Below are 22845 nucleotides of genomic sequence, written 5' to 3'. Positions count from 1 at the left end.
ATCTGGGGTATAATTATTAAAACTAACGCTCTTTCCCTACTTTTTGCCTTCTTCCGTTTTTGGAGCTTCGATTAGTCCGTCATAGGAAATTGATCCTCTGTTATTGCTGTTGACAGAAAGTGAAGCGCTTCCGTCAAAGAAAATAGTAAACAAAAGATTATACGCATCATCTTTACCTTTTATAGTAGTTTTTATAAGATAGGATTTTTTCTTTTTTTCAATTTTAATATTTTCAGGAACACCTTCGAATTTGATACCTCCGTCTCCTCCCCCGTACGGTACATTGTATGCTCGACCAAAGAAAGGAAGATCACAAGTAGTTTTTTCTTCGTTAAACTTCAAAAAATAAGTGTTGTAATCTAAATTCAAAAGCCGGCCTCCTTGCGGATTGGCTTTTTGCGCTTCAAAAACAAAATTTTTAGCGTTAACAAGCGTTTCAATTTCTTTTTGCTTTTTCAATTCTTTTTCTGCTTTTAATTCTTTCTTTGTTTTTTCCTGAGACAAAACCGGAAAGCTTAAAAAACCCAATAACACTAATAAAATAAACAATTTACTTTTCATAAAACAACCATTTAATAGAGTTAAAAAATAAAAGATTTTACTTTTTGGTCAATCGCATCATGGCGATATCCCCAGAAATAAGATTTAGGGTTTTACCGTCATCTGTTACGTCGTACGATGTGATTTTTTGCAAAGTGCTCATAAAAACCTGTTCACCCTCGCCATCTGCACACATCATTCTGGTCATAGCCATGGGCTGCGTGAAATCAATTTTATTGCCATCGAGAGCAAGCTCCCCGTTAAATGAATTGCAACTGCTATTTCCGGAAATATGATTTTCTTTGAGATCAAAATTTATAGTTGGTTTTTTATCCGGATACAATCCATCAAAAGCTATTTTTGGGCCTGAAATGTAATTAAGTTCCCAATTTCCTTCAAGTTTAGTAGCGGTGTCTACTTTTTTACATTTACAGGAAAGTATTACTGAACTTAGAAAAACAAGGATAAAAATATTCTTCATCATAATGTTAAGTATTAAATATTAATGAATTAGAAATCTGTATTGCGTTTTTTTTCACTAAAGACCTTTACGAATTTAAGCAATATTTTTGTGTTCTTCACTTAATGTCCCATTAAATTACAATGAATAGTTTTAGATTTTTTTAACTTAAAACTGTAACTTATATCCTATTTTTTATGTTAAATTTACTTAATCTTTAATTTAAAAGCATTACATATGAAAAAAATAATTGTTTCTATCGCTATAATCACTGCCTTAATTATTGGTTGCAAGACTAGTACGAAATCCAGTGATGCTAAAACCCTGACCGTAAATTTAGAGCCAAAAAGCAACAGTACCGTAAGCGGAACTGCTACTTTCACAGAGAAAAACGGTAAGGTAACATTTGTTGCAAAAGTCGCAGGATTACAACCAGGAGTTCATGCCATACATATTCATGAGAAATCAGATTGTACAGCTGCTGATGGTAGTTCTGCAGGCGGACACTGGAATCCTACTTTTAAAAAGCACGGGAAATGGGGTTCTGCAGAATATCATAAAGGTGATATTGGGAATTTTACCGCTGATGCAAAAGGCAACGGAACTATTACATTAACCACTGACGAATGGTGTATTGGCTGTGGAGATGCAACCAAAGATGTTTTAGGAAAAGGTCTGATCGTACATCAGGGAACAGATGACTTCACGACACAGCCTACAGGAAATGCGGGTGGCCGAGTTGCTTGTGCAGGAATCATTAAATAAGAATATAATAACCACTATTTTTCACAAAATTTAGTGGTTATTTCATTTAAAATTAAACCTAAAAACAAGAAAAAGATATAGCTTTGCAGCTTCAAACAAAAGTTAATGATTAACCCATCAGCACCAGGTTGGATAGATAAGTTTTTTAGCGAACAAAAGTTTTCAGAAGCTATTCCTTTTGAAACTGATGAATCGTTTTACGATAAAGTCAGAGCGACCGGGTTCATTTATGGACATATCATTTCAATTGATTCTCAAATTCCAATTCCGATAAAAGGCTGGTTTAAAACCGAGATTTCTAAAATTGCGCTATTAAACACGTTATATGGAGTGTTTTGTTTAGAAAAAAGAAATTCTGAGCCCAATAATTTTACGTCAGAAGTTTTAAAATTTTATAAAGAAATGAATCCGGAAGGGTTTAATTTATTTAAAATTTTACTTCCAAAAGACACGCCTTCCCTTTCTTTAGAAAATATAATAGACCAGAGAGTTCAGACTAATGACAGTATCATTAGCAAAAACTTTTCACATCTTGTAACGAACGCATTATTGTTTATTGATGTTCTTGCTTTCAGGCAATATTTGGTTCATGGTGCAATTCCGGAGAAATATCTTAAGCGAATTGAAGAAACCGTTCTTGGTATTGTGGGATTGGCACTAAAAACCAAAACCGTAAAATCGCAGCACGACGACTTACTGATAAAGCTTTTTGAAGCCTCAATCCGATATTCAAAATTTTCAAAAGTAACAGTTGACACTCTGGAAACTTTGCACCTCGATTATTTCAATAATAACCTTGAGCACTATTACCTGATCGATATGGCGGGAATGGCTTTATGGAGCGATGGAGTTGTCGAAAATGAAGAAGCATATTTTTTATATTCGTTAGGCTCAATGATGCAGGTTCCAGACGATTTTGTTACTCATAGTATTGAGACTACAAACGCCTTTATAACGACACATAAAAAGAAAATTCCGTATTTTAATTATTCAAATCCGGTAAAACATTTCTATGATCAAATGACGCACACGGTCGTAAAACTGATTATAAGAAACAAAAACAGACTGGTTAAGGAAATTGTCCAGAGTAAAGAATTAATGCTTTTACTGGCTTATTCTACAACAAGAGATTTAGATGCCAAGGAAAAGAAAAAAGTAAAAAAACAACTTTTGGATATCTGTAAAACGATTCCGTCTTTAACAATTTTTTTACTGCCTGGCGGAAGCTTATTATTACCGATTTTAATAAAGTTTATTCCAACAATGTTACCATCTGCATTTAATGAAAATCTAGACGAAAACGAATAAAAAAAATTACCCTCATTAGTAAAAAAGGAGCTTCAATAGAACTTGAAGCTCCTTTTTTTTTACACTATGAAATACATACGCTTTTTACTAAAAACTGAAATACATTATTTAAACATTTTATCAAATCACTGACAATCAGATTATTTTACGTAACTTTAATTTATATTAAACACAAAAAAGATGCATAAAATAAGAGTAATATTGAGCTTTTTGATTATCTCCTTGAGTTGCGCATCCTGTAGAAATGAAAAAGAAAAAACAGACGGTGCTTCAGATTCTACAAGCATAGTCACTAAGGTGGATACGACCTGGTATAATTTTAATTCTGAGAATGAATTTCTAGGCTTAGGAAAAGTACAGTTTGGTGATCTAGACAGTATGGTTCAGCGTAGAAGAATACGCGTTTTGGTGCCCTATACCCATTTTTACTACGCAATAAATATAAATAAGAGAAGTGGTGTAGCTTTCGAAGTTTTAACTCTTTTTGAAAATTCACTCAATAAACAATTACACTTAAAGCCTAATCAAGTAAGGATAATATTTATCCCCGTAAATCGCAGTCAGATTATACCTCTTCTTCAGGAAGGTTATGCTGATTTCGCATACGCTGGTATGACCATTACAGAGGAAAGAAAAAAAAAGGTGGATTTTTCTATTCCATCCATTACCGGACTCAAAGAGATTGTGGTAGGTGGCCCGAAATCGCCAAAACTCAATTCACTCGCAGATCTTTCTGGCAAGGAAATTTATCTCCGCGAGGGCAGCAGCTATGAATCTGCCGCCTTAAAATTAAATGATTCATTAAAAAATAAAGGCTTGAAGCCGATCATTATTAAAACCCTGGATCCATATTTAGAAACAGAAGATGTACTCGAAATGGTACACTCAGGTGTTATTCCATTTTCAGCAATGGTTGAAGATATTGCCGAACTATGGTCGAAGGTAATGCCAAATCTAGTCTTGTATAATAAAATTCCACTAGCCCGAAATATTTCCTACGGTATAGTTTTTAGAAAAAACTCACCAAAATTAAAAGCCGCCGTAGATACGTTTTTAGAAAAAAATTCAAAAGGAACGTTGATAGGTAATACGCTTTACAATAAATATGTAAAAAATGCGAATCTTTTACCTCAAATATACACTACAAAAACCTTCTCACAAGTGAATGTACTTAAAGCTCCGTTCTTGAAATATGCCGACCGATATCAGCTTGACTGGCTTCTTTTGATCGCACAGGGTTATCAGGAATCAGGTTTGAATCAGGCACTTGTGAGCAATAAGGGTGCTGTAGGGATTATGCAGGTTTTACCCACCACCGCAGCCAGTAAACCATTTTACATCAGAAATATCAATAAAATAGATAATAATGTACACGCTGGTGTCAAATATATGCGCTTTTTAATTGATCGGTATTTTAGTAATCCTGATATTGATGAATTAAACCGTCACTTACTTGCTTTGGCAGCCTATAATGCAGGCCCATCCCGGGTAGCACAATTACGCGAAATAGCAAAATCTAAAGGATTGAATCCAAATCTGTGGTTTGATAATGTTGAACTCATCGCAGCCAAAGAGATTGGACAAGAAACAGTTCAGTATGTGAGTAACATCTATAAGTTTTATGCTTCTTACAGGGCATTGGATTATTATGCAGAACAACGTGGTAAAAAACTAAGACCTTAGTATTAGATGTTGGGAAGTCAAGAAAAAATTTATCCCAAAAAAAATCGCCCTTTTGAGGCGATTTTTTATTGTTATAATTTCAATTGATAAACTTCATCCAGTTCATCATTCGAACTAATATTAACATTCAGATCGGTTACAAAACCAGAGTTTAAACCGTAAACCCAACCGTGAAGCGTTAAATCCTGACCATTTTTCCAGGCACCCTGTACAATGGATGTTTTTGCTAAATCAAATACTTGTTCTTTTGCATTGATTTCAACAAACGTATTAAAACGCTGTGTCTCATCCTGAATTGAATCTAAGTAGCGATCATGCAGACGATAAACATCTTTAATATGACGAATCCAGTTATCAATAATTCCAATAGACTGATTCCCCATAGCCGCTTTTACACCACCACAACCATAATGTCCGCAAACAATAACGTGTTTTACTTTTAGAACATTTACAGCATAATCTAAAACGCTCAGCATATTCATATCTGAGTGAATTACCATGTTGGCGATATTACGGTGTACAAAAACCTCTCCCGGTTTTGCACCAATAATTTCATTTGCAGGAACACGACTGTCAGAACATCCAATCCATAACAATGGCGGCGTTTGACCTTTAGCTAAATCTGCAAAATAATTTGGGTCTAATGCTAATGATTTCTCAACCCATTCTTTGTTATTGTCTAATATCTGTTTATAAAAATCTTTCATTATTATGTATATTTTTTTTGAATAGTATTTTTACGTGATTAAACGTATCATATAAGAACTTATGTAAAATTACCCAAATTTTGATACTTCACACGCTTTAAAAACACCTTAATTTATTTAATTTGTTTAAAAATCTTCTTTTGTAACTTCTTTTTTCACCAATACGCGCTTCGCAACATCATAATAATGCTCGATAGAAACGTGATTATTGATTTCCGGAGTATTTTCCAGCTCGTATGCCTTTTTAAAACCTTTCAGTTTCACTTTGATATTTTGATCAACGGCACGTGTTTCTTTAAACTCACGAATTAAATCCAGCACATCATGCGCAATATACTCCGTATCATGTGCATTGATAATCACTTTTGAATTTTCAGGAATTTCACTCAACGTTTGTTTGATGGCTGCTTTGTTCAAAAATGAAACTTCCTGTGCCAGATCAATATGAATAACATCTCCATCTTCATATTCTTCTTTTTTGAAAATATAAGCCCTCTTTAAGTTTCCTCTCAAAACAAAAATAATACTGATGATAATTCCTAAAGCTACTCCTTTAAGTAAATCTGTAGCTACTACAAACACTAAAGTTGCAATAAAAGGCACAAACTGATATTTTCCTTTTTCCCAGAAATGAAAGAATGTTGCCGGTTTAGCTAATTTATATCCAACTAAGATTAAAACGGTAGCTAAAGTAGCTAACGGAATTTTATTTAATATCGCCGGAATACTCAAAACACTGACCAATAAAAGTACACCGTGAATTATTGCCGACATTTTAGATTTTGCTCCTGCATTATTATTTGCAGATGATCTTACCACAACAGATGTCATTGGTAAACCACCTAAAAGAGAACTTACAATATTACCAATTCCCTGAGCTTTTAGTTCAACGTTCGTATTGGTATAACGCTTCTGAACATCCATTCTGTCTGCAGCCTCTATACACAATAACGTCTCAATAGAAGCAACAATGGCAATTGTTATCGCTACCACCCAAACCTGAGGATTTGTAACTGCTGCAAAATTTGGCGTGATAAGAATTGATTTAAATTCATCAAAAGATTTTGGAACTGGCAAAGAAACCAAATGTTCTTTTGCAATTTCCAATGAGCTACCTGTAGAAATAAAAACTTGATTTAAAACAATCCCAGCAATAACAGCAACAAGTGCTCCGGGAACTAATTTTAATTTCTTTAAAAAAGAAACTTTATCCCATGAAATTAATATTATTAACGAAACTAACGAAATTACTACTGCTCCTAATTGAATATGGTTAATTACATCGAATAAAAATGAAAATGAATTGCTTCCATCATTCTGAATAAAAGCCTGGTCTCCTTCAAAATCGGCATCGTAACCAAACGCGTGTGGCAATTGTTTTAAGATGATAATTATCCCGATACCCGCCAGCATCCCTTCGATTACATTGGTTGGAAAATAATTTGAAATACTTCCTGCTTTTAAAAATCCTAATGCTAATTGAATTAATCCAGCAATAAAAACAGACATTAAAAACACATCGAAGGCACCAAAATCAGTTATGGCGGTCAAAATAATAGCTGTCAAACCAGCCGCAGGACCAGATACACTAATATGTGACTGGCTTAAATACCCCACCACAATACCACCTATAACACCTGCGATAATTCCAGAAAATAAAGGTGCTCCTGAAGCCATTGCAATACCTAAACACAATGGGAGAGCCACCAAGAAAACCACTAAACCTGAAGCAAAATCAGACTTAAGGTTGGCAAAAAGATTGATTTTTTTTGTCATAATACAATACTAAAAAAATTATTCATTAAAGATTAACCACACTTAATTCAAGCGCAGTTCAGTTCAAAATAATCGGAAGTATTATGCCAAGTTAGGAGGTGGTGCAAATATGCTTGGAGAAATATTGTCTAGTTTTACAATATTTTCAGACACTATTGTCTTTTTTTCAATATAAACTGGCATTATAACTTCATGTTGAAGTATTGCTGGATAAACAGCAGCCTTAAGTTCTTTGTGTGAATGCTCCTCTTCAGAAAAACTGAAGAACATAGACGTATCATTACTTTTCTTCATCAACGTCACAACTGTTGGCGTTGCTAAGAAAGCAATAAATATGAATAATAATATGCGAGCGACTAATTTCATTGTGGCAAAAATAGCGTTAAACAAACAAAATCAAAGCGCGAAGCAAAAATTTTTATAGAAATTTAACATTCACAAAAAAAGCAGAATATTTCAACGAAAATATTCTGCTTTTAAATTATTTATAAACAACACGTTACAGCTCTTCTTCAAGCCATGCATTCATCATCCAGATAGTTTTTTCCTGCTCCGCGATGAAGTCGCTCATCATAGAATTTGTTCCTTCATCATTGATTTCAGCAGACTTATTCAAAATTTCTCTTTCGATTTTAAGCAAATCCGACAAAGAATTAACAATCAAATGAACTGCTTTTTCATCATTTGAGATATTTTTCCCAACAGTTAATTTGTTGTTTTTAATGTAATCCTCAAAAGTATGCAATGGCGTTCCTCCAATAGTTAAAACTCTTTCGGCTATCATATCGATTTTCAATTGAGCATCGGTATATAATTCTTCAAATTTTACATGCAAATCAAAGAAACGTTTTCCTCTAATATTCCAATGTATCCCTCTTAAGTTTTGATAATAAACCTGAAAATTAGACAATAAGACATTTAACTCTTTTACTAATAATTCTGACTCTTTTACAGGTAATCCTAAAATATTCGTTTTCATGTTATTATTATTTTTACAGTAAGTTACTACAAATTTAAAGGAAGTTCTCTAAAAAAGTTATAAAAAAAAATTATATTTTCTTATTTTTGTATCAAAATTTACTATCAAAATGACTATAACTCAATTACAATATGTGTTAGCAGTTGCAGAACACAAAAACTTTACACTTGCTGCCGAAAAATGTTTTGTGACGCAACCTACTTTAAGCATGCAGATTCAGAAAATTGAAGAAGAACTTAATATTCTAATTTTTGACAGAAGCAAAAAACCTATTCAACTTACGGACATCGGTCAAAAAATTGTCAATCAGGCAAAAAACATTGTAAACGAAGCCGATAGAATTAAGGATATTGTGGAACAACAAAAAGGTTTTATTGGCGGCGAATTTCGTTTAGGAATTATTCCGACGATTATGCCAACACTTTTACCAATGTTCTTAAGCAATTTCATCAAAAAATACCCAAAAGTAAAACTGTTAATCGAGGAATTAAATACTGACGAAATAATCGTTAAACTTAAAAATGGTCATCTTGATGCAGCAATTGCCGCAACACCGCTTGAAGACGAAAAGATAAAAGAGATTGTTTTGTATTTTGAACCATTTGTTGCTTATATACCGGAGCATCATGCCAATTTTCAGAAAGAAGAAATTGAGGTAGCCGATTTAAATATCAACGAGATTTTGCTTTTGCAAGACGGGCATTGCTTTAGAGATGGTATCTTGAATTTATGCAAAAACGGAACTGATGTCGAACAAAACAATTTTCAGATTCAAAGCGGAAGTTTTGAAACGCTGATAAAATTGGCCGACGAAGGCTTGGGCACTACGTTACTACCGTACCTGCACACCATGGATTTAAAAGATTCCGATAAACTGAAACTACGTAATTTTAAGGAACCAAAACCTGCCCGTGAGGTTAGTTTAATTTACCCAAAGAGCGAATTAAAAATGCAAATCATTGACGCGCTTCGATCCACAATTGCCGGAGTTGTAAAAGGAGCAATCGTTTTTCAGAATGTTCAAATCATTAGTCCGCTGCAAAAGAAATAGCAATAAAAAAGGAGCCAATTTGGCTCCTTTTTTTATACTTTAATTAGCAGTAAACTTTCTTTTAATTCTGGTTTTTCAATAATGAAATTTAATAACCATTCTTTCAATTGCTCCATTTCATACGGTAACAGTGTTTTGATAGCTTTTTCTACCTCTTTGCAGAAAAGTATCGGATCGAAACTAACTCTCTCAAGTATTGATTTCGTGTAATCAAACATCATTTTTGACATAATAAAATAAGATTATGGGGGTTTATCTTTATTTTTAAACTCGCACCAAATTTAAACAAATATGACACATAACGAGTATTTTTAACTTATTTTTTTCAAAATTTTAATAACGAAACCGTTTTCTTAATACACATAAATCAATGTGGAACTATTATAAATAGGCGATTTATAGCTTTTTAAACGCTCTAAACATCTCACGTTTTCCTGGAGGGCCTGCTAATTTTTCAACGGTAAATCCTACAGAAATCATACTTCTTTTCACAACGCCCCGGGCAGCATATGTTACCAAAATGCCATTTGGTTTTAAACTATTATACATTTTCTGAAAAATTTCCGTACTCCATAGCTCCGGTTGCACACGGTATCCGAAAGCATCAAAGTAAATCAAATCAAAAGTTTCAAAATCGTCTATTTCGTCAAAAAATTGTTTTCTTTTAGTTAATAAAAATTCATTGCTAATTTCGGTTTTACTATTCCATTCACATTTATGCATTTTTTCGAAAATATTTTCAAATTCCAATGCATCAAGTTCCTTGACATAATTCATTGCCAGCACTTCATCAGCCTCAACCGGATATGCTTCTACTCCAACGTAATCAATTTTTTGTTGTTTTTGAGTTGCTTCTAAAAAAGTAATGAAAGCATTTAAACCAGTACCAAAACCAATTTCTAGAATACTAACAGGATTATTTTCAAACAATGAAAGTCCGTTTTTTATAAAAACATGTTTTGCCTCCTGAATTGCACCGTGTTTAGAATGATAACATTCATCCCATTCTTCCAAACGAATTGTCGTTGAACCATCTAGCGTTTTAATTATTTCCCTTTTCACTTTTTCGATATTTACAATCTGGATTTACTGATTTCCAGACTATTTTGCAAGCCAAATTTAGTCAAAACAAATGCGTAAAGCCTTAAAAAACGCCACTTTTTTCATAAATTCTTTATAAAAGTCAGTTAATTTTTTAGGTTTATTATAAGATAAATAAATCTCAGTTAAACACGGTAATTAATGCAGTTTTAGTAAGGAAATTATATATTTTTACTTAATTTTGCATTTAATAAAATCTATTTTACACCAAATCATCGCTTTAGTTTTTTTTTCTTGCGATGAAAATTACATAAAACTTACATAATTATGAGTACAACTCAAACAAGCAAAATTGAAATCAGAAAAGCTACTTCGTCAAAAATAAGCGCAGTAGACTTTGAAAACTTAAGCTTCGGTGCTGTTTTTACAGACCATTTATTCGAATGTGATTTTAAAAATGGGGAATGGCAAGCTCCTGTCATTAAGCCGTATGCTCCTATTTTAATGGATCCTTCTTCAAAAGTCTTTCATTATGGTCAGGCAATTTTTGAAGGAATGAAAGCTTATAAAGATGAAAATAATGATGTTTGGTTGTTTAGACCTGATGAAAACTACAAGCGTTTTAATAATTCAGCTGTACGTATGGCAATGCCAGAAGTTCCGGAAGCTATTTTTATGGATGGTTTAAATGAATTATTAAAAATCGATCAGGAATGGATCCAGAGAGGAAACGGAAGCAGCATGTACATTCGTCCTTTTATGATTGCAACAGGACCTGGTGTTATTGCAAATCCATCTGACGAATATAAATTCATGATTTTACTTTCTCCTGCAAAATCATATTATGGAGGCGAAGTAAAAGTAATTATTGCTGAACACTATAGTAGAGCTGCAAATGGTGGAATTGGAGCCGCAAAAGCTGCAGGAAATTATGCTGCACAGTTTTATCCAACAAACCTTGCAAATAAAGATGGCTTTCAACAAGTAATCTGGACAGATGATGCAACACATACAAAACTGGAGGAAGCAGGAACAATGAATGTTTTCTTCAGAATTAACGATACTTTAATGACTGCACCAACAAGCGAAAGAATTTTAGACGGTATTACCAGAAAAAGTTTAATTGCTATGGCTGAAAAGGAAGGATTGAATGTAGAAGTTCGTCCTGTTCTTGTATCAGAATTAGTTGAAGCGGCTAAAAACGGATCATTAAAAGAAATTTTTGGAGCTGGAACTGCTGCGGTTATCAGCGTAATCAAAGGATTCTCTTATCAGGATGTTTATTATGAAATGACTCCGATTGAAAATTCATATGCCTCTCTTTTAAAAGAAAAGCTTACAAGTCTTCAAAATAAACTTTCTGAAGATACTTTTGGATGGACGGTTAAAGTTCAATAGTCAAAAAAGGATATTAAATACAAAAACCCGACAGCTTAAAAGCTGTCGGGTTTTATTTTTTCACAATCTTGTCATTTCGACGAAGGAGAAATCCTCGTGAGAAGCTCGACAAAGATTGGCGACTTTCAGGGACGGAGTTACTTGCGAGGATTTCTCCTCCGTCGAAATGACAAAAATGACACAAAGCTTTGCGAACTTTGTTTTTTTACCAGGAACTCAATAAAAAAAACTTAGCGTTCTTTGCGGTTAATCTTCTTTATAAAAGCTTAGAAAAATCAGGTTTAAAATAATTAGGGCCTTTCATTACTTTTCCGTCTTCACGATAAATCGGTTGTCCGTCTTCTCCTAATTTACTCATATTGCTGCGCTGAATTTCATCAAAAACAGCTTCAATTTTATCCTGCAAACCATGTTCGATGATTGTTCCGCACAAAATATACATCATATCTCCAAGTGCATCTGCAATTTCGACTAAGTCATTATTCTGAACAGCATCAAGATATTCTTCATTTTCTTCTTTCATTAAATTATAACGAAGATACTTTTTCGTTTCGCCTACATCGGCAATTGGCGTTTCGCTATGTCCTATTTTAAAAGCAGTGTGAAATTCTTTAACTGCATCCAGTTGTTTTTTCATATTATGATACTATTTGTTTTTTATATTTAATGAAATGAAATACCAAATTAGCAACTATTCATATACAATTCTCTAAATTTGTCAAAAATAATTTTAAACTATGTTTAGTCAGGGACAATTAATATTCGCAGTCTGTTTTTTCATCGCCTTTGTAATCGTTATGATATTTGCTTATCGAAAAGATCTTGCATTACACAAAATTTTCTACAAAGGAAATTACAAAGTCCTGATCGTTTTTCTATTGTTTATTGCCATCTTATTTGTTATCAAATTCTTTTTTAAAAGGTAATTCCAGAATTATTTTCTATATTTAAAATAAAATATATGTTGAAGATTAACAATTAAACTTCAACACAATCGTTCTGTTTGAACTTGTTTTTAACTTGTAAACCAATTTAAAAGTATAGTTTTATTTTTTTCTGCAATTCGTGCGACAAGTAATAAAATTTATAACTTTACGACACCAAACAACCTACACCAAATGAAGATTTTAAAATATTTATTTCTTTTATTATTATTAAGCTTAGTTGCGCTAACCGTTTTTGTTGCTACACAAAAAGGGATTTTTTCTGTAGAAAGAAGCAAAGTTATCAACTCATCCCGAACGACTGTTTACAACTACGTTAATGATTTTAGAAATTATGAAGATTTTGAATCCTGGTCCGTTGAAGATCCTACGATGAGAATGACTTTCCCTAACAAAACTTCAGGTAATGGTGCATCATTTTATTGGGAAGGTGTTGATGGAAAAGGAAATGCAATAACACTCAAAACAAAAGAAGGAGAAAGCATTCTGCAAAAAATGAATTTTGACGGAACTGAAGCTGATGTCAACTGGACATTCAAAGATACTTTGGCCGGTAAAACAAAAGTGACCTGGAAAGCTAAAGGAACGATGAGCTTTTTGTTTAAAATTTATACCGCTTTAAATGGAGGCTCTGATAATATCATTGGAACTATTTACGAAAAAAGTCTTGCCAACATTGACAAAAATCTTGATTACGAGACCAAAACTTATGCTATCAAGGTAAATGGCGTGGTTAAAAAAATTGAAACACCATATATTAAACAAACATTTACAAGCGAAATTCAAAAGATAAATAAAAATGCCCGAATTGTAATTCCGAAACTTATTCAGTTTAGTGAAACTAATGGTTTATCCACAAACGGAAAACCTTTTATTATTTATCATACTTACGATGTAGTTAACGGATTGGCAAAAATTTCAATCTGCTTGCCTATAAATAAAGAAATTACAACAAGTGCCGGAAGTGATATTACAGCAGGAAAACTAAATGGTTTCGAAGCCGTAAAAACAACTCTTAAAGGAGATTACACACATACAAGCGAAGCAATTGCAAAAACAACTGCGTATATCAATAATGAAAAAATCGTTCCGGATTTAAGCTGGTCGCACCTTGAAATACTTACGATTAGTAAATTAGATACAAAAAGCCCATCGAAATTGATGACGGAAATTTATTTCCCGACTAAACCTAAAGTAATACCGGTTGCAAAAGTTCCTGTTTATCAACCTCAAACAGAGACGGAAACACCAACAACACAGACACCAACACATCCTGCAAAACCTGCTGTTCCGGCTCCAGATCCAAAACCAACTGAAGAAGAACAGTCGGAATTCTAAAAAAAATAAAGGTTCGTTAAACCTTTGCTTTAAAATTCAATCTAATAAGTTTAAAGTTATAATTGTTAACTTTGAAAGGGAACAAGATAAATGATAAAGCTTGACAAACGAGAAGGAATTTATAGAACAGTTATTAAATCCTAAAACGCAAAATACTGCGTTTCAAAAACTCTTGTCCGATTATCAGAAACCTTTGTATAATCACATTAGAAATATTGTTTTGAATCATGATGATGCAGACGATGTTTTGCAAAATACATTTGTAAAAGTTTTTCAGTATTTAAAAAATTTCAAGGGAGAAAGTAAACTTTTTTCCTGGATGTACCGAATTGCTACCAATGAAGCACTGACTTTCCTCAACCAAAAAGCGAAATTAAACGGAATCACATCTGAAGATTTACAAAATAAAACCATCGACAATTTGAAGGCAGATGTTTATTTTGATGGAGATGAAATTCAGATTAAACTTCAAAAAGCGATTATTACATTGCCAGAAAAGCAACAACTAGTCTTTAAAATGAAATATTTTGAAGAATTAAAATACGAAGAAATTGCAGAAATTTTAGGAACCTCAGTCGGTGCATTGAAAGCTTCTTATCATCATGCGGTAAAAAAAATTGAATTATATGTTACGTCAAATTAAACCTTTTGTAACTAAACCTATCTTATAGACATTATGAAAGCATTTAAATTAGAAAACGAGCCGAAAATAAAAACTGGATTTAAAACTCCGGATTATTATTTTGATGATTTATCGGCAAAAGTTTTACAACAAATAAACGAGAGAGAAGTAAAAGTAATTCCGATTTACAGACGTAAAAAAGTACTTTCGCTTGTAGCTGCTGCTGCAATTGTAATTGCTTTAATGATTCCTGTCGTTAATAATTACAAAGCAACATCAAATGAACTTGATGAGGCTACTTTAGAAACCTATTTAACCTATCAGTCGAATTTGAATCAATATGATCTGGTAAAAGAACTTGATACTAAAGACATTGAAAAACTAGGCAAGAACGTTGCGCTTGAACAAGAAACACTCGAAGATGTTTTATCTTCAAACCCTAATATTGAGAATTTAATTTCAGAATAAAAACAAAAACATAAAAAGATGAAAATCAAAAAAATACTACCGCTATTTATGTTCTTAATCACTTTTTCATTTTATGCCCAAAATGATAAAAATCTTGATGAAAAACGTGATAAAGTTAAAGCATACAAAGTTTCTTTTTTAACAACAGAACTTGAACTGACCTCGACAGAAGCAGAGAAATTCTGGCCAATCTACAATGCTTTTGATGACAAGCAATTTGAATTGCGTCATGAGAAAATGAAAGCTTATATGAGTAGATTAAATGATGACAATATCAACTCAATTTCAGAAAAAGAAGCTGCAACACTTTTAGCTCAAATTGAAAGCACAGACAAAGAGCTTTACCTTTTACGTGAGAAATACATGTCGAATCTTAAGAAGATACTTTCTGCAAAGAAAATATTAAAACTTAAAAAATCTGAGGATGATTTTAACCGAAAACTGTTAAAACAATATCGAGATAAAGCCGGTAAATAATAAAGGTACAACAGCGATAAGCCCCCTATATAATAATTCTTACTTTATTATTTAGGGGGCTTATTATTTTAAATCTTACTGGATTACTTAAAGCGAAGTCTCACCACTTTATTGTGGCCTGCAGCAATTGCAGTATTTCTATTTACAAAACGAAGTGTAAAAAGTTTTGTATCAGTAGATAATTGCGTCCAGTTTTCACCGCCGTTTTGAGAGTATTGAATTCCTTCAGACCCAACACACACAATTTCTTTACCGTTTCCTCCCGGTACATATTGTACGCATGAAGCATACCCAAAGCCCATATCCTGACCTATTAATTGCCATGTTTTTCCACCATCTGACGTAAAAGCTTTATTATCTCTTTTTCTGCCTGGCTGATCGTAATCACCTCCTGCAATAAATCCATGCTTAGAATCATAAAAATCAGCTGTAAAAATACCAGTCATTGCTTTTCCCTGAACAATCGGAGTTTCAATAACTTTCCATGTTTTTCCTTTGTCCGGAGAATAAAAAACACGTGATTTTTTTCCTCCTGAAACCAACCAGGTATCATCACCATTTATAACAATATTTGTATTACTTGCTGCAAAAGCCGCTTCACCCTGGGCATTGGTAGGTAATTTATCGGACAATACTTTTGTCCAGTTTTCTCCTCCATCACGGGTAATAATAATCGAAAAAGTATCTTCCGTAGGATCACCAATAGCGATTCCTTCCTTATCATTCCAAAATTGCATACTATCGTAGAAAACTTTTGGGTTGACTTCCTTATAAACTAATTTTACTTTATTTGTCTTTTTAGAAACAGAATAAAGTAATGCCGGATTACCCACGCTTAATAAGAAAACATTATCTGAAGTTTGAGCGATACTTCTGAACTCTAATTTTAAGGTATCACGGTAAATATGATCTTCAAATTTTTCCTTTTTTTCTAAATCTAAATATCCAAAGCGAGAATTATCTGCTCCATACCAAACCTTATTTTTATCGATACAAAGAGCTCTAATGCTAATTTTATCCTGAAATAATGTATCTACCTGCATTGAAGTAAAACCACCATAAAACGCCATTTTATCACTATCACCCAATGTTTTAAAAGACATAAATAAAATAAATGCGCAACAAAACAATAGTATTTTTTTCATATAGGTTAAGATTTAGTTGTTGCTAAAATACAATTATTTATAACATATAAAATAGCTTTTGTTCTTTTTTCTGGCACAGTAATTGGATATCTCAGAATATTAATCTTAATATCATTTTGCCATGAAAGCCAAACTACTTCTTTTCACGCTAATAACTATAGGTTTAAGTTCTTGTGGCGTACAAAGCCAGACTACTGTTTACGCCAAAAATTCAGATATCAGTGATAATTTAGACTTGAGAGCCGTTGCTTCTATTTTTGGAGAATCAGCGAATCTTCAGGATTTCGAAAGACGTTTAAATGATCCAAAATATCAAATATCAAATCTTGATTTAAATGGTGATAATCAAGTAGATTATCTTCGTGTAATCGAATCAGTAGAATCCAGAACACACGTAGTCATTATTCAGGCAGTTCTTGATCGCGATGTTTATCAGGACATTGCTACAATTGATGTAGAACGTGATAATTACAATAAAGTAAGCGTTCAGGTCGTTGGTAACAGTTATTTATACGGCGCCAACTACATTTACGAACCTGTTTACAGTGTAGCTCCGGTAATTTATACTTCATTTTGGGTAACAAATTACAGACCATACTATTCTGCCTGGACTTGGAATTACTATCCAACATACTATTATGCATGGAGCCCTTACCCAATTTACAGATACAGAAGTAATATAAATGTATGTATAAATGTAAACAATCATTACAACTATGTAAATTATAGAAGAAGTTACAGAGCTCCAGTTTTATATGAATCAAGACGTACTTATGGATACGAAAAAGCGCATCCGAATTATGGTTTTTCACAAAGACATGCCAATATAAATAACAGATACGAACTTGATCAAAGACGTGTTGCAAGCAGAGAAACAAGCAGAAACTCTAATGTTTACAACAGCAACAGATCTAATACTGAAAGACCATCTGGAAATGAAAACAGAAACACTAACAGAAATTATACTGAAAACAGAACAAATTCTGACAACAATTATAATACAAATCGTGTTTCATCAAAAGATAATCAAACCAGAGTAAACACGCCGTCAAGAGTTGAAAACACGCAAAGAACAGTAGAATCGACACGTGATTACTCCAACAACAACATGAATAATTCAAGAGGAAATTCAGATAACAGAATAAGCGAAAACAGAAGTGCACCTGTTCAAAGAACTGAAACTCCAAGAAATTATTCTGAAAACAATACGAATACTTCAAGAGGGAATTCAGACAACAGAATGGGATCAAACAGAACTGCTCCTGCTCAAAGAACTGATACTCCAAGAAATTATTCTGACAACAACATGAATAACTCAAGAGAAAATTCAGGCAATAGAATGAATACAAACAGAACAGCATCTACTCCAAGACAAGAAACTCCTAGAAACTATTCTGAAAACAGAGCAAGTGAGGCAAGACCACAAACTGCACAAAGATCTGAGACACCAAGAGTTAGCCAAGAATCAAGAGGGTCTCAACCGCAAAGAGAAGGTAATTCAGGATCTCGTGGAGCGAATAGAAGAATTTAATTCAGGACGTCCGATTTCAATAAAAAGCAAAAGCACAATTTAACGATTGTGCTTTTTTTTATCTTTTTACTATTAATTGACGCTAATTTGTTTTAAAACAGTAAATTTGCAACCGTCTTTTATAAAAATATACATGAGCGCAGCGCATAAAAACTTACACAGTAAGTTGTCTATTGGGGGTTTATTAATCACATTAGGAATTATTTATGGAGATATTGGTACCTCTCCGTTGTATGTAATGAAAGCCATACTTGGTGAACACATTATTAATGCAGATATTGTTTTAGGAGGTATTTCATGTGTGTTTTGGACATTAACATTACAAACTACCATAAAATACGTTCTTATTACCTTAAGTGCTGACAATCATGGCGAAGGTGGTATTTTTGCTTTATATGCTTTAGTAAAAAAAACCAAAATTCAGTGGCTCATTGTACCCGCCATTATTGGAGGTAGTGCATTGCTTGCTGACGGAATTATTACCCCGCCTATTTCTATTTCTTCGGCAGTAGAAGGAATCAGGGCATTCTATCCTACAATGGAAACTTCTACCATTGTTTATATCGTAATCGGAATTTTATTCATACTATTTACCATACAACAATTTGGAACTAAGCTAGTTGGGAAATTTTTCGCGCCAATGATGTTAATTTGGTTTGCTATGTTAGGAAGTTTGGGAGCAATTCAAGTATTGAATCATCCTGAGGTTATCAAAGCCGTTAACCCTTACTATGCTTATCATTTGTTATCGATACACCCTGATGGTTTCTTCGTTTTAGGTTTTGTATTTTTATGTACTACCGGAGCAGAAGCATTATACTCAGACATGGGACACTGCGGACGAAAAAACATCAGAATTAGCTGGATTTTTGTAAAAACGACTTTGGTCCTAAATTATTTTGGACAGGCTGCTTACTTAATTCACCACGAAGGAAATACATTACAACAATTAGGAGGTGAAAATGGAAATCCGTTTTATCTTATCATGCCGCACTGGTTTTTACCATTCGGAATTGTAGTAGCGACTTTAGCAGCTGTAATTGCTTCTCAGGCACTTATTAGTGGTTCATTTACATTGATAAATGAAGCTATGCGTTTGAATTTCTGGCCTAAAGTAAAAATCAAATATCCTACTGAAGTTAAAGGTCAATTATATATTCCGTCAATTAACTGGTTATTGTTTTTTGGTTGTGTTGGAATCGTTTTGCACTTTCAGAAATCAGGAAATATGGAGCATGCTTATGGTCTTGCCATTATTTTGTGTATGATCATGACAACGATTTTGCTTAACTATTACTTAATCATGAAGCGTGTAAAACTATACTTCATGGTTCCGTTAATCACGATTTACTTGATAATAGAATTCAGTTTCCTTTTTGCCAATATCACAAAATTTGCCGAGGGTGGTTACGTTACTTTAATCATCGCGATAATGCTTATTTCGATTATGACAATTTGGTATTTGGCTAAGAAAATCAACAAAAGCTATACTAAAATCATCAAGATTGACGATTATAAGAAGGTATTGATGGAGTTGAGCGAAGACTTATCTATTCCTAAATACGCAACGCATTTAGTTTATATGACAAATGCGAATCGTGTTGACGAATTAGAGGAAAAAGTGATTTACTCGATTCTTCAAAAGCGTCCTAAAAGAGCTGACATTTACTGGTTTGTACACGTAAATATTCTTACTGAGCCTTATAAAACACAATATAAAGTTACCGAAATCGCAAAGGACGATATCTACAGAATCGATTTTAATTTAGGCTTTAGAGAACCTACCAAAATCAATTTAATGTTTAGAGAAGTAATTCGCGATATGGTAAAACGTGGCGAAGTAGATATTACCAGCCGTTACGAATCATTAAACAAAAACAATATTATTGGTGACTTCAAATTTGTATTGTCTGAGAAGTTTTTATCAAATGACAACGATTTAAGATGGCACGAAAATATCATTATGAACTCTTATTTCTTCATTAAAAAACTAAGTTTATCTGAAGAAAGAGCTTTTGGTTTAGATAGTAGTTCGGTAAAAATAGAGAAATTCCCAATGGTGCTTCACGCTCCGGAAAACATCGGATTAACCCGAATTATAAAATAAACTGTTACCAAAACATATTCAAAAAACACTCTTTTAAACTTTATCAGAGTGTTTTTTTTCTTTTTAAATGAAAGTCAAAATAACAATTAAAATTAAAAATTTAACTTTCAATCATTTAATAGTACCTTTGCAACTCAAATAATTAAAATGAGATTACACAGAAATTTAGTTTATACTACCATCGATTCTTTGAATGCTATCTTCAATGAAGGAGAATATGCAGACAAAGTGGTAGCAAGAGCCTTAAAAAAAGACAAACGTTGGGGAAGTTCTGACAGGAAGTTTGTTGCTGAAACGATATACGAAATTGTTCGTTGGAAAAGATTATACGCTGAAATTGCCGAAGTTAAAGAACCTTTTGACAGAGACAATTTATGGAGAATGTTTGCAGTTTGGGCAGTTTTAAGAGGATATCCTATTCCGGATTGGAGACAATTGGAAGGAACTCCTGAGAGAAAAATAAAAGGTCGTTTTGACGAACTTTCAAAAGTTAGAGCATTAAAAGAATCTATTCCGGATTGGATGGATGAATTAGGAGTAAAAGAATTAGGCGAAGCAGTTTGGTCTAAAGAAATTACAGCTCAAAACCAGCCGGCAAAAGTTATTTTAAGAACTAATACACTTAAAGGAACTAAGGAAAACTTGAGAAATACGTTGATGGATTTAAATATTGAAACAGAATATTTAAAAGATCAGCCTGAGGCTTTAGTTTTGAAAGAAAGAGCAAACGTATTTTTAACAGATGCTTTTAAACAAGGACTTTTTGAGGTTCAGGATGCTAACTCACAACTAGTTGCAGGTTTTCTTGATGTAAAACCAGGAATGCGCGTTGTGGATACTTGCGCCGGAGCTGGAGGAAAAACATTGCATATTGCTTCTTTGATGGAAAACAAAGGACAATTAATCGCAATGGATTTGTATGAAAGCAAATTGAAACAATTGAAATTAAGAGCCAAAAGAAATGGCGCTTTTAATATTGAATATCGTATTATTGACACTACAAAAGTGATCAAAAAATTACACGAAAAAGCAGACCGTGTTTTAATTGATGCACCATGTAGCGGTTTAGGAGTTTTAAAAAGAAATCCTGATGCGAAATGGAAATTACAACCTGAGTTTATTGACAATATCCGTAAAGTTCAGAGTGAAGTTTTAGAAAGCTATTCTAAAATTGTAAAACCTGGCGGAAAATTAGTTTACGCAACTTGTTCGGTATTGCCATCAGAAAATCAGGAGCAAGTAGAGAAATTCTTAAAAACTGAAATCGGAAAGCAATTTACATTTATAAAAGACCGTAAAATTCTGGCTTCAGAATCTGGTTTCGATGGATTTTATATGGCATTATTAGAACGTAAAGCTTAAATTTAAATTCCAAATTAAAATTAAATTCCAATAAAAAAATTCCAAATTCCAACTTTAAAATTGGGATTTGGAATTTTTTATTTTTGTAATTTGTGGTGTATTAAAGCAAACTCGGTTTACGCAATAACTTTCCGTTTTCATTTTCTTTAAACTTCGGAACAAAAACGATTTCTTTTGGCCTTTCGAATTTATCCAAAACATCAAAAAAACCTGCTTCAAAATCTTGCTTATCCCCTTCAATTACTAAAATCAATTTCTCACCTAAAACAGCATCCGGAATTCCGGTTACAAAAAATCTCGAATTAATTTTCTCAATCAGCTTTGCTTCTATTTGCTCAGGAATGAGTTTTACGCCTCCACTATTTATCACATTATCAATTCGTCCTAAAAAAATAAACTGATTTTCTCTGATTATTTCAACTAAATCATTTGTTACGATAGGCTCCTCCGAAATTGCAGGAACGGTAATAACCAAACAACCGCGATCGTCTGTCGCAATTTTCACATTTGGCAAAACGGTAAAAACTTTTTCACCCAATTTCTTCGCAGCAATATGAGTAATAGTTTCGGTCATACCATAAGTTTCGTAAATTTCAGTACGTAACGGTAACAGTTTCGCTTCTAGCGTGGTATCCATTTTAGCACCGCCAATTATGAGTTTCTTTACATTTTTTAAAGCTTCGATAGAATTCTGAACCTGTAAAGGTACCATGGCAACAAAATCATATTTTGTCTCATTTAACGCCAGAGGCTCAGTACTTGGTGTCACCACATCTAAGTCCAAACCTAAAATTATGCTTCTTACCAACATCATTTTACCGGCTACAAATTTTACAGGCAAACAAAGCAAAGCTTTATCACGCGGCTCCAAACCAAAGAAATCTCCTGTTGCCAAAGCCGATTGAATCATGGCCTGTTTTTCTAATTTAACTACTTTAGGAAGCCCTGTTGTTCCTGAAGTCTTCATTTCGATATAATCTTTATGATCAAACCAATCCAACAAAAATTCACCTATCGCCTGTTCATTTGCATCTCCTTCTTTTATATAATCATACGCAACACGACACAAATCCGCAGCGCTTAAATGATAGCCATTTATCTTAAAGTGGTTGTGAACATTTTTATGTGTTAACTCTAGCATAA

The 22845-nt window shown here is 33.2% G+C and carries 24 protein-coding genes; 13 read left to right on the top strand and 11 right to left on the bottom strand.

The window, feature by feature from the left end:
* Positions 1-36: 36 nt before the first annotated feature.
* Together J2X17_RS10785 and J2X17_RS10780 are read right to left on the bottom strand one after the other, a co-directional pair.
* On the bottom strand, positions 37-561 hold the full coding sequence (locus J2X17_RS10785) for a DUF4251 domain-containing protein (RefSeq protein ID WP_310297555.1): 525 nt from the start codon (positions 559-561) through the stop codon (positions 37-39).
* Between the two features lie 37 nt (positions 562-598).
* Entirely contained in the window at positions 599-1024 is a 426-nt protein-coding gene (locus J2X17_RS10780) for an META domain-containing protein (protein WP_310297553.1), read from the bottom strand.
* Positions 1025-1237: 213 nt separating this feature from the next.
* On the opposite strand from J2X17_RS10780, the gene J2X17_RS10775 reads away from it, so the two are divergent.
* The 3 genes from J2X17_RS10775 (at position 1238) to J2X17_RS10765 (ending at position 4756) form a co-directional block, all read left to right on the top strand.
* Positions 1238-1765 (top strand): superoxide dismutase family protein, encoded by a 528-nt coding sequence (locus tag J2X17_RS10775; protein ID WP_310297552.1) that lies wholly within the window; start codon positions 1238-1240, stop codon positions 1763-1765.
* 105 nt (positions 1766-1870) lie between these two features.
* Positions 1871-3073, top strand: coding sequence for an LETM1-related biofilm-associated protein (locus tag J2X17_RS10770; protein WP_310297550.1), 1203 nt, complete (start codon positions 1871-1873; stop codon positions 3071-3073).
* A 180-nt stretch (positions 3074-3253) separates the two neighbouring features.
* Positions 3254-4756 carry an MltF family protein gene (locus J2X17_RS10765; protein ID WP_310297548.1) on the top strand — a complete coding sequence of 501 codons (1503 nt, stop codon included), beginning with the start codon at positions 3254-3256 and terminating at the stop codon, positions 4754-4756.
* A 71-nt stretch (positions 4757-4827) separates the two neighbouring features.
* On the opposite strand, the gene can is transcribed toward J2X17_RS10765, so the two are convergent.
* The 4 genes from can to J2X17_RS10745 all read right to left on the bottom strand — a co-directional run bounded on the left by can (position 4828) and on the right by J2X17_RS10745 (position 8218).
* A complete protein-coding gene (gene can, locus J2X17_RS10760; protein ID WP_310297546.1) occupies positions 4828-5463 on the bottom strand; it encodes a carbonate dehydratase in 636 nt (211 codons plus the stop codon).
* A 126-nt stretch (positions 5464-5589) separates the two neighbouring features.
* A complete protein-coding gene (locus J2X17_RS10755) occupies positions 5590-7239 on the bottom strand; it encodes a SulP family inorganic anion transporter (protein ID WP_310297544.1) in 1650 nt (549 codons plus the stop codon).
* An 81-nt stretch (positions 7240-7320) separates the two neighbouring features.
* The gene (locus tag J2X17_RS10750; protein ID WP_310297542.1) at positions 7321-7605 is read right to left on the bottom strand and encodes a hypothetical protein; all 285 of its coding nucleotides are present in this window, start codon (positions 7603-7605) and stop codon (positions 7321-7323) included.
* 133 nt (positions 7606-7738) lie between these two features.
* Complete coding sequence (locus tag J2X17_RS10745) at positions 7739-8218, bottom strand: Dps family protein (protein WP_310297540.1); 480 nt, start codon at positions 8216-8218, stop codon at positions 7739-7741.
* Between the two features lie 109 nt (positions 8219-8327).
* On the opposite strand from J2X17_RS10745, the gene J2X17_RS10740 reads away from it, so the two are divergent.
* Positions 8328-9269: a LysR substrate-binding domain-containing protein gene (locus J2X17_RS10740; RefSeq protein WP_310297537.1), complete on the top strand. Its 942-nt coding sequence runs from the start codon at positions 8328-8330 to the stop codon at positions 9267-9269.
* 32 nt (positions 9270-9301) lie between these two features.
* Here J2X17_RS10740 and J2X17_RS10735 read toward each other — a convergent pair whose 3' ends face one another.
* Complete coding sequence (locus tag J2X17_RS10735; RefSeq protein ID WP_310297535.1) at positions 9302-9499, bottom strand: hypothetical protein; 198 nt, start codon at positions 9497-9499, stop codon at positions 9302-9304.
* Between the two features lie 166 nt (positions 9500-9665).
* Positions 9666-10331 (bottom strand): tRNA (5-methylaminomethyl-2-thiouridine)(34)-methyltransferase MnmC2, encoded by a 666-nt coding sequence (gene mnmC2, locus J2X17_RS10730; RefSeq protein WP_310297533.1) that lies wholly within the window; start codon positions 10329-10331, stop codon positions 9666-9668.
* Positions 10332-10637: 306 nt separating this feature from the next.
* Here mnmC2 and J2X17_RS10725 point away from each other — a divergent pair, with 306 nt between their 5' ends.
* Positions 10638-11708, top strand: a complete 1071-nt coding sequence (locus J2X17_RS10725; protein ID WP_310297530.1) for a branched-chain amino acid aminotransferase — start codon at positions 10638-10640, stop codon at positions 11706-11708.
* Between the two features lie 256 nt (positions 11709-11964).
* Here J2X17_RS10725 and J2X17_RS10720 read toward each other — a convergent pair whose 3' ends face one another.
* A complete protein-coding gene (locus J2X17_RS10720) occupies positions 11965-12345 on the bottom strand; it encodes a pyrophosphohydrolase domain-containing protein (RefSeq protein WP_310297527.1) in 381 nt (126 codons plus the stop codon).
* A 100-nt stretch (positions 12346-12445) separates the two neighbouring features.
* On the opposite strand from J2X17_RS10720, the gene J2X17_RS10715 reads away from it, so the two are divergent.
* The 5 genes from J2X17_RS10715 (at position 12446) to J2X17_RS10695 (ending at position 15557) form a co-directional block, all read left to right on the top strand.
* Positions 12446-12634 (top strand): hypothetical protein, encoded by a 189-nt coding sequence (locus tag J2X17_RS10715; protein ID WP_072972699.1) that lies wholly within the window; start codon positions 12446-12448, stop codon positions 12632-12634.
* A 192-nt stretch (positions 12635-12826) separates the two neighbouring features.
* Positions 12827-13990, top strand: a complete 1164-nt coding sequence (locus J2X17_RS10710; protein WP_310297523.1) for an SRPBCC family protein — start codon at positions 12827-12829, stop codon at positions 13988-13990.
* A 100-nt stretch (positions 13991-14090) separates the two neighbouring features.
* Complete coding sequence (locus J2X17_RS10705) at positions 14091-14633, top strand: RNA polymerase sigma factor (protein WP_310297519.1); 543 nt, start codon at positions 14091-14093, stop codon at positions 14631-14633.
* A gap of 33 nt (positions 14634-14666) precedes the next feature.
* Positions 14667-15080, top strand: a complete 414-nt coding sequence (locus J2X17_RS10700; protein WP_310297517.1) for a hypothetical protein — start codon at positions 14667-14669, stop codon at positions 15078-15080.
* Between the two features lie 18 nt (positions 15081-15098).
* On the top strand, positions 15099-15557 hold the full coding sequence (locus tag J2X17_RS10695; RefSeq protein WP_310297515.1) for a sensor of ECF-type sigma factor: 459 nt from the start codon (positions 15099-15101) through the stop codon (positions 15555-15557).
* Positions 15558-15640: 83 nt separating this feature from the next.
* Here the strand turns inward: J2X17_RS10695 and J2X17_RS10690 are convergent, their stop codons facing one another.
* Positions 15641-16702 carry a WD40/YVTN/BNR-like repeat-containing protein gene (locus tag J2X17_RS10690; protein WP_310297512.1) on the bottom strand — a complete coding sequence of 354 codons (1062 nt, stop codon included), beginning with the start codon at positions 16700-16702 and terminating at the stop codon, positions 15641-15643.
* Positions 16703-16823: 121 nt separating this feature from the next.
* Here J2X17_RS10690 and J2X17_RS10685 point away from each other — a divergent pair, with 121 nt between their 5' ends.
* The 3 genes from J2X17_RS10685 to J2X17_RS10675 all read left to right on the top strand — a co-directional run bounded on the left by J2X17_RS10685 (position 16824) and on the right by J2X17_RS10675 (position 21702).
* Positions 16824-18233 carry a hypothetical protein gene (locus J2X17_RS10685; protein ID WP_310297510.1) on the top strand — a complete coding sequence of 470 codons (1410 nt, stop codon included), beginning with the start codon at positions 16824-16826 and terminating at the stop codon, positions 18231-18233.
* 133 nt (positions 18234-18366) lie between these two features.
* Positions 18367-20340: a KUP/HAK/KT family potassium transporter gene (locus J2X17_RS10680; RefSeq protein WP_310297507.1), complete on the top strand. Its 1974-nt coding sequence runs from the start codon at positions 18367-18369 to the stop codon at positions 20338-20340.
* Positions 20341-20487: 147 nt separating this feature from the next.
* Positions 20488-21702, top strand: coding sequence for an RsmB/NOP family class I SAM-dependent RNA methyltransferase (locus J2X17_RS10675; protein WP_310297505.1), 1215 nt, complete (start codon positions 20488-20490; stop codon positions 21700-21702).
* Positions 21703-21802: 100 nt separating this feature from the next.
* Here J2X17_RS10675 and J2X17_RS10670 read toward each other — a convergent pair whose 3' ends face one another.
* Complete coding sequence (locus tag J2X17_RS10670) at positions 21803-22843, bottom strand: AMP-binding protein (protein WP_310297501.1); 1041 nt, start codon at positions 22841-22843, stop codon at positions 21803-21805.
* Positions 22844-22845 lie beyond the last annotated feature (2 nt).

The organism is Flavobacterium aquidurense, from assembly GCF_031458035.1.
GTDB lineage: Bacteria > Bacteroidota > Bacteroidia > Flavobacteriales > Flavobacteriaceae > Flavobacterium > Flavobacterium aquidurense_C.
The sequence above is the reverse complement of the archived record's forward strand: the minus strand, read 5'-3'. Positions and strand labels throughout refer to the sequence as shown.

Excerpts from the sequence above, each read along its gene's own strand:
- J2X17_RS10785 (WP_310297555.1), bottom strand. The coding sequence starts at position 561 with ATGAAAAGTAAATTGTTTATTTTATTAGTGTTATTGGGTTTTTTAAGC.
- J2X17_RS10780 (WP_310297553.1), bottom strand. The coding sequence starts at position 1,024 with ATGATGAAGAATATTTTTATCCTTGTTTTTCTAAGTTCAGTAATACTT.
- J2X17_RS10775 (WP_310297552.1), top strand. The coding sequence starts at position 1,238 with ATGAAAAAAATAATTGTTTCTATCGCTATAATCACTGCCTTAATTATT.
- J2X17_RS10770 (WP_310297550.1), top strand. The coding sequence starts at position 1,871 with ATGATTAACCCATCAGCACCAGGTTGGATAGATAAGTTTTTTAGCGAA.
- J2X17_RS10765 (WP_310297548.1), top strand. The coding sequence starts at position 3,254 with ATGCATAAAATAAGAGTAATATTGAGCTTTTTGATTATCTCCTTGAGT.
- can (WP_310297546.1), bottom strand. The coding sequence starts at position 5,463 with ATGAAAGATTTTTATAAACAGATATTAGACAATAACAAAGAATGGGTT.
- J2X17_RS10755 (WP_310297544.1), bottom strand. The coding sequence starts at position 7,239 with ATGACAAAAAAAATCAATCTTTTTGCCAACCTTAAGTCTGATTTTGCT.
- J2X17_RS10750 (WP_310297542.1), bottom strand. The coding sequence starts at position 7,605 with ATGAAATTAGTCGCTCGCATATTATTATTCATATTTATTGCTTTCTTA.
- J2X17_RS10745 (WP_310297540.1), bottom strand. The coding sequence starts at position 8,218 with ATGAAAACGAATATTTTAGGATTACCTGTAAAAGAGTCAGAATTATTA.
- J2X17_RS10740 (WP_310297537.1), top strand. The coding sequence starts at position 8,328 with ATGACTATAACTCAATTACAATATGTGTTAGCAGTTGCAGAACACAAA.
- J2X17_RS10735 (WP_310297535.1), bottom strand. The coding sequence starts at position 9,499 with ATGTCAAAAATGATGTTTGATTACACGAAATCAATACTTGAGAGAGTT.
- J2X17_RS10725 (WP_310297530.1), top strand. The coding sequence starts at position 10,638 with ATGAGTACAACTCAAACAAGCAAAATTGAAATCAGAAAAGCTACTTCG.
- J2X17_RS10720 (WP_310297527.1), bottom strand. The coding sequence starts at position 12,345 with ATGAAAAAACAACTGGATGCAGTTAAAGAATTTCACACTGCTTTTAAA.
- J2X17_RS10715 (WP_072972699.1), top strand. The coding sequence starts at position 12,446 with ATGTTTAGTCAGGGACAATTAATATTCGCAGTCTGTTTTTTCATCGCC.
- J2X17_RS10710 (WP_310297523.1), top strand. The coding sequence starts at position 12,827 with ATGAAGATTTTAAAATATTTATTTCTTTTATTATTATTAAGCTTAGTT.
- J2X17_RS10700 (WP_310297517.1), top strand. The coding sequence starts at position 14,667 with ATGAAAGCATTTAAATTAGAAAACGAGCCGAAAATAAAAACTGGATTT.
- J2X17_RS10695 (WP_310297515.1), top strand. The coding sequence starts at position 15,099 with ATGAAAATCAAAAAAATACTACCGCTATTTATGTTCTTAATCACTTTT.
- J2X17_RS10690 (WP_310297512.1), bottom strand. The coding sequence starts at position 16,702 with ATGAAAAAAATACTATTGTTTTGTTGCGCATTTATTTTATTTATGTCT.
- J2X17_RS10685 (WP_310297510.1), top strand. The coding sequence starts at position 16,824 with ATGAAAGCCAAACTACTTCTTTTCACGCTAATAACTATAGGTTTAAGT.
- J2X17_RS10680 (WP_310297507.1), top strand. The coding sequence starts at position 18,367 with ATGAGCGCAGCGCATAAAAACTTACACAGTAAGTTGTCTATTGGGGGT.
- J2X17_RS10675 (WP_310297505.1), top strand. The coding sequence starts at position 20,488 with ATGAGATTACACAGAAATTTAGTTTATACTACCATCGATTCTTTGAAT.
- J2X17_RS10670 (WP_310297501.1), bottom strand. The coding sequence starts at position 22,843 with ATGCTAGAGTTAACACATAAAAATGTTCACAACCACTTTAAGATAAAT.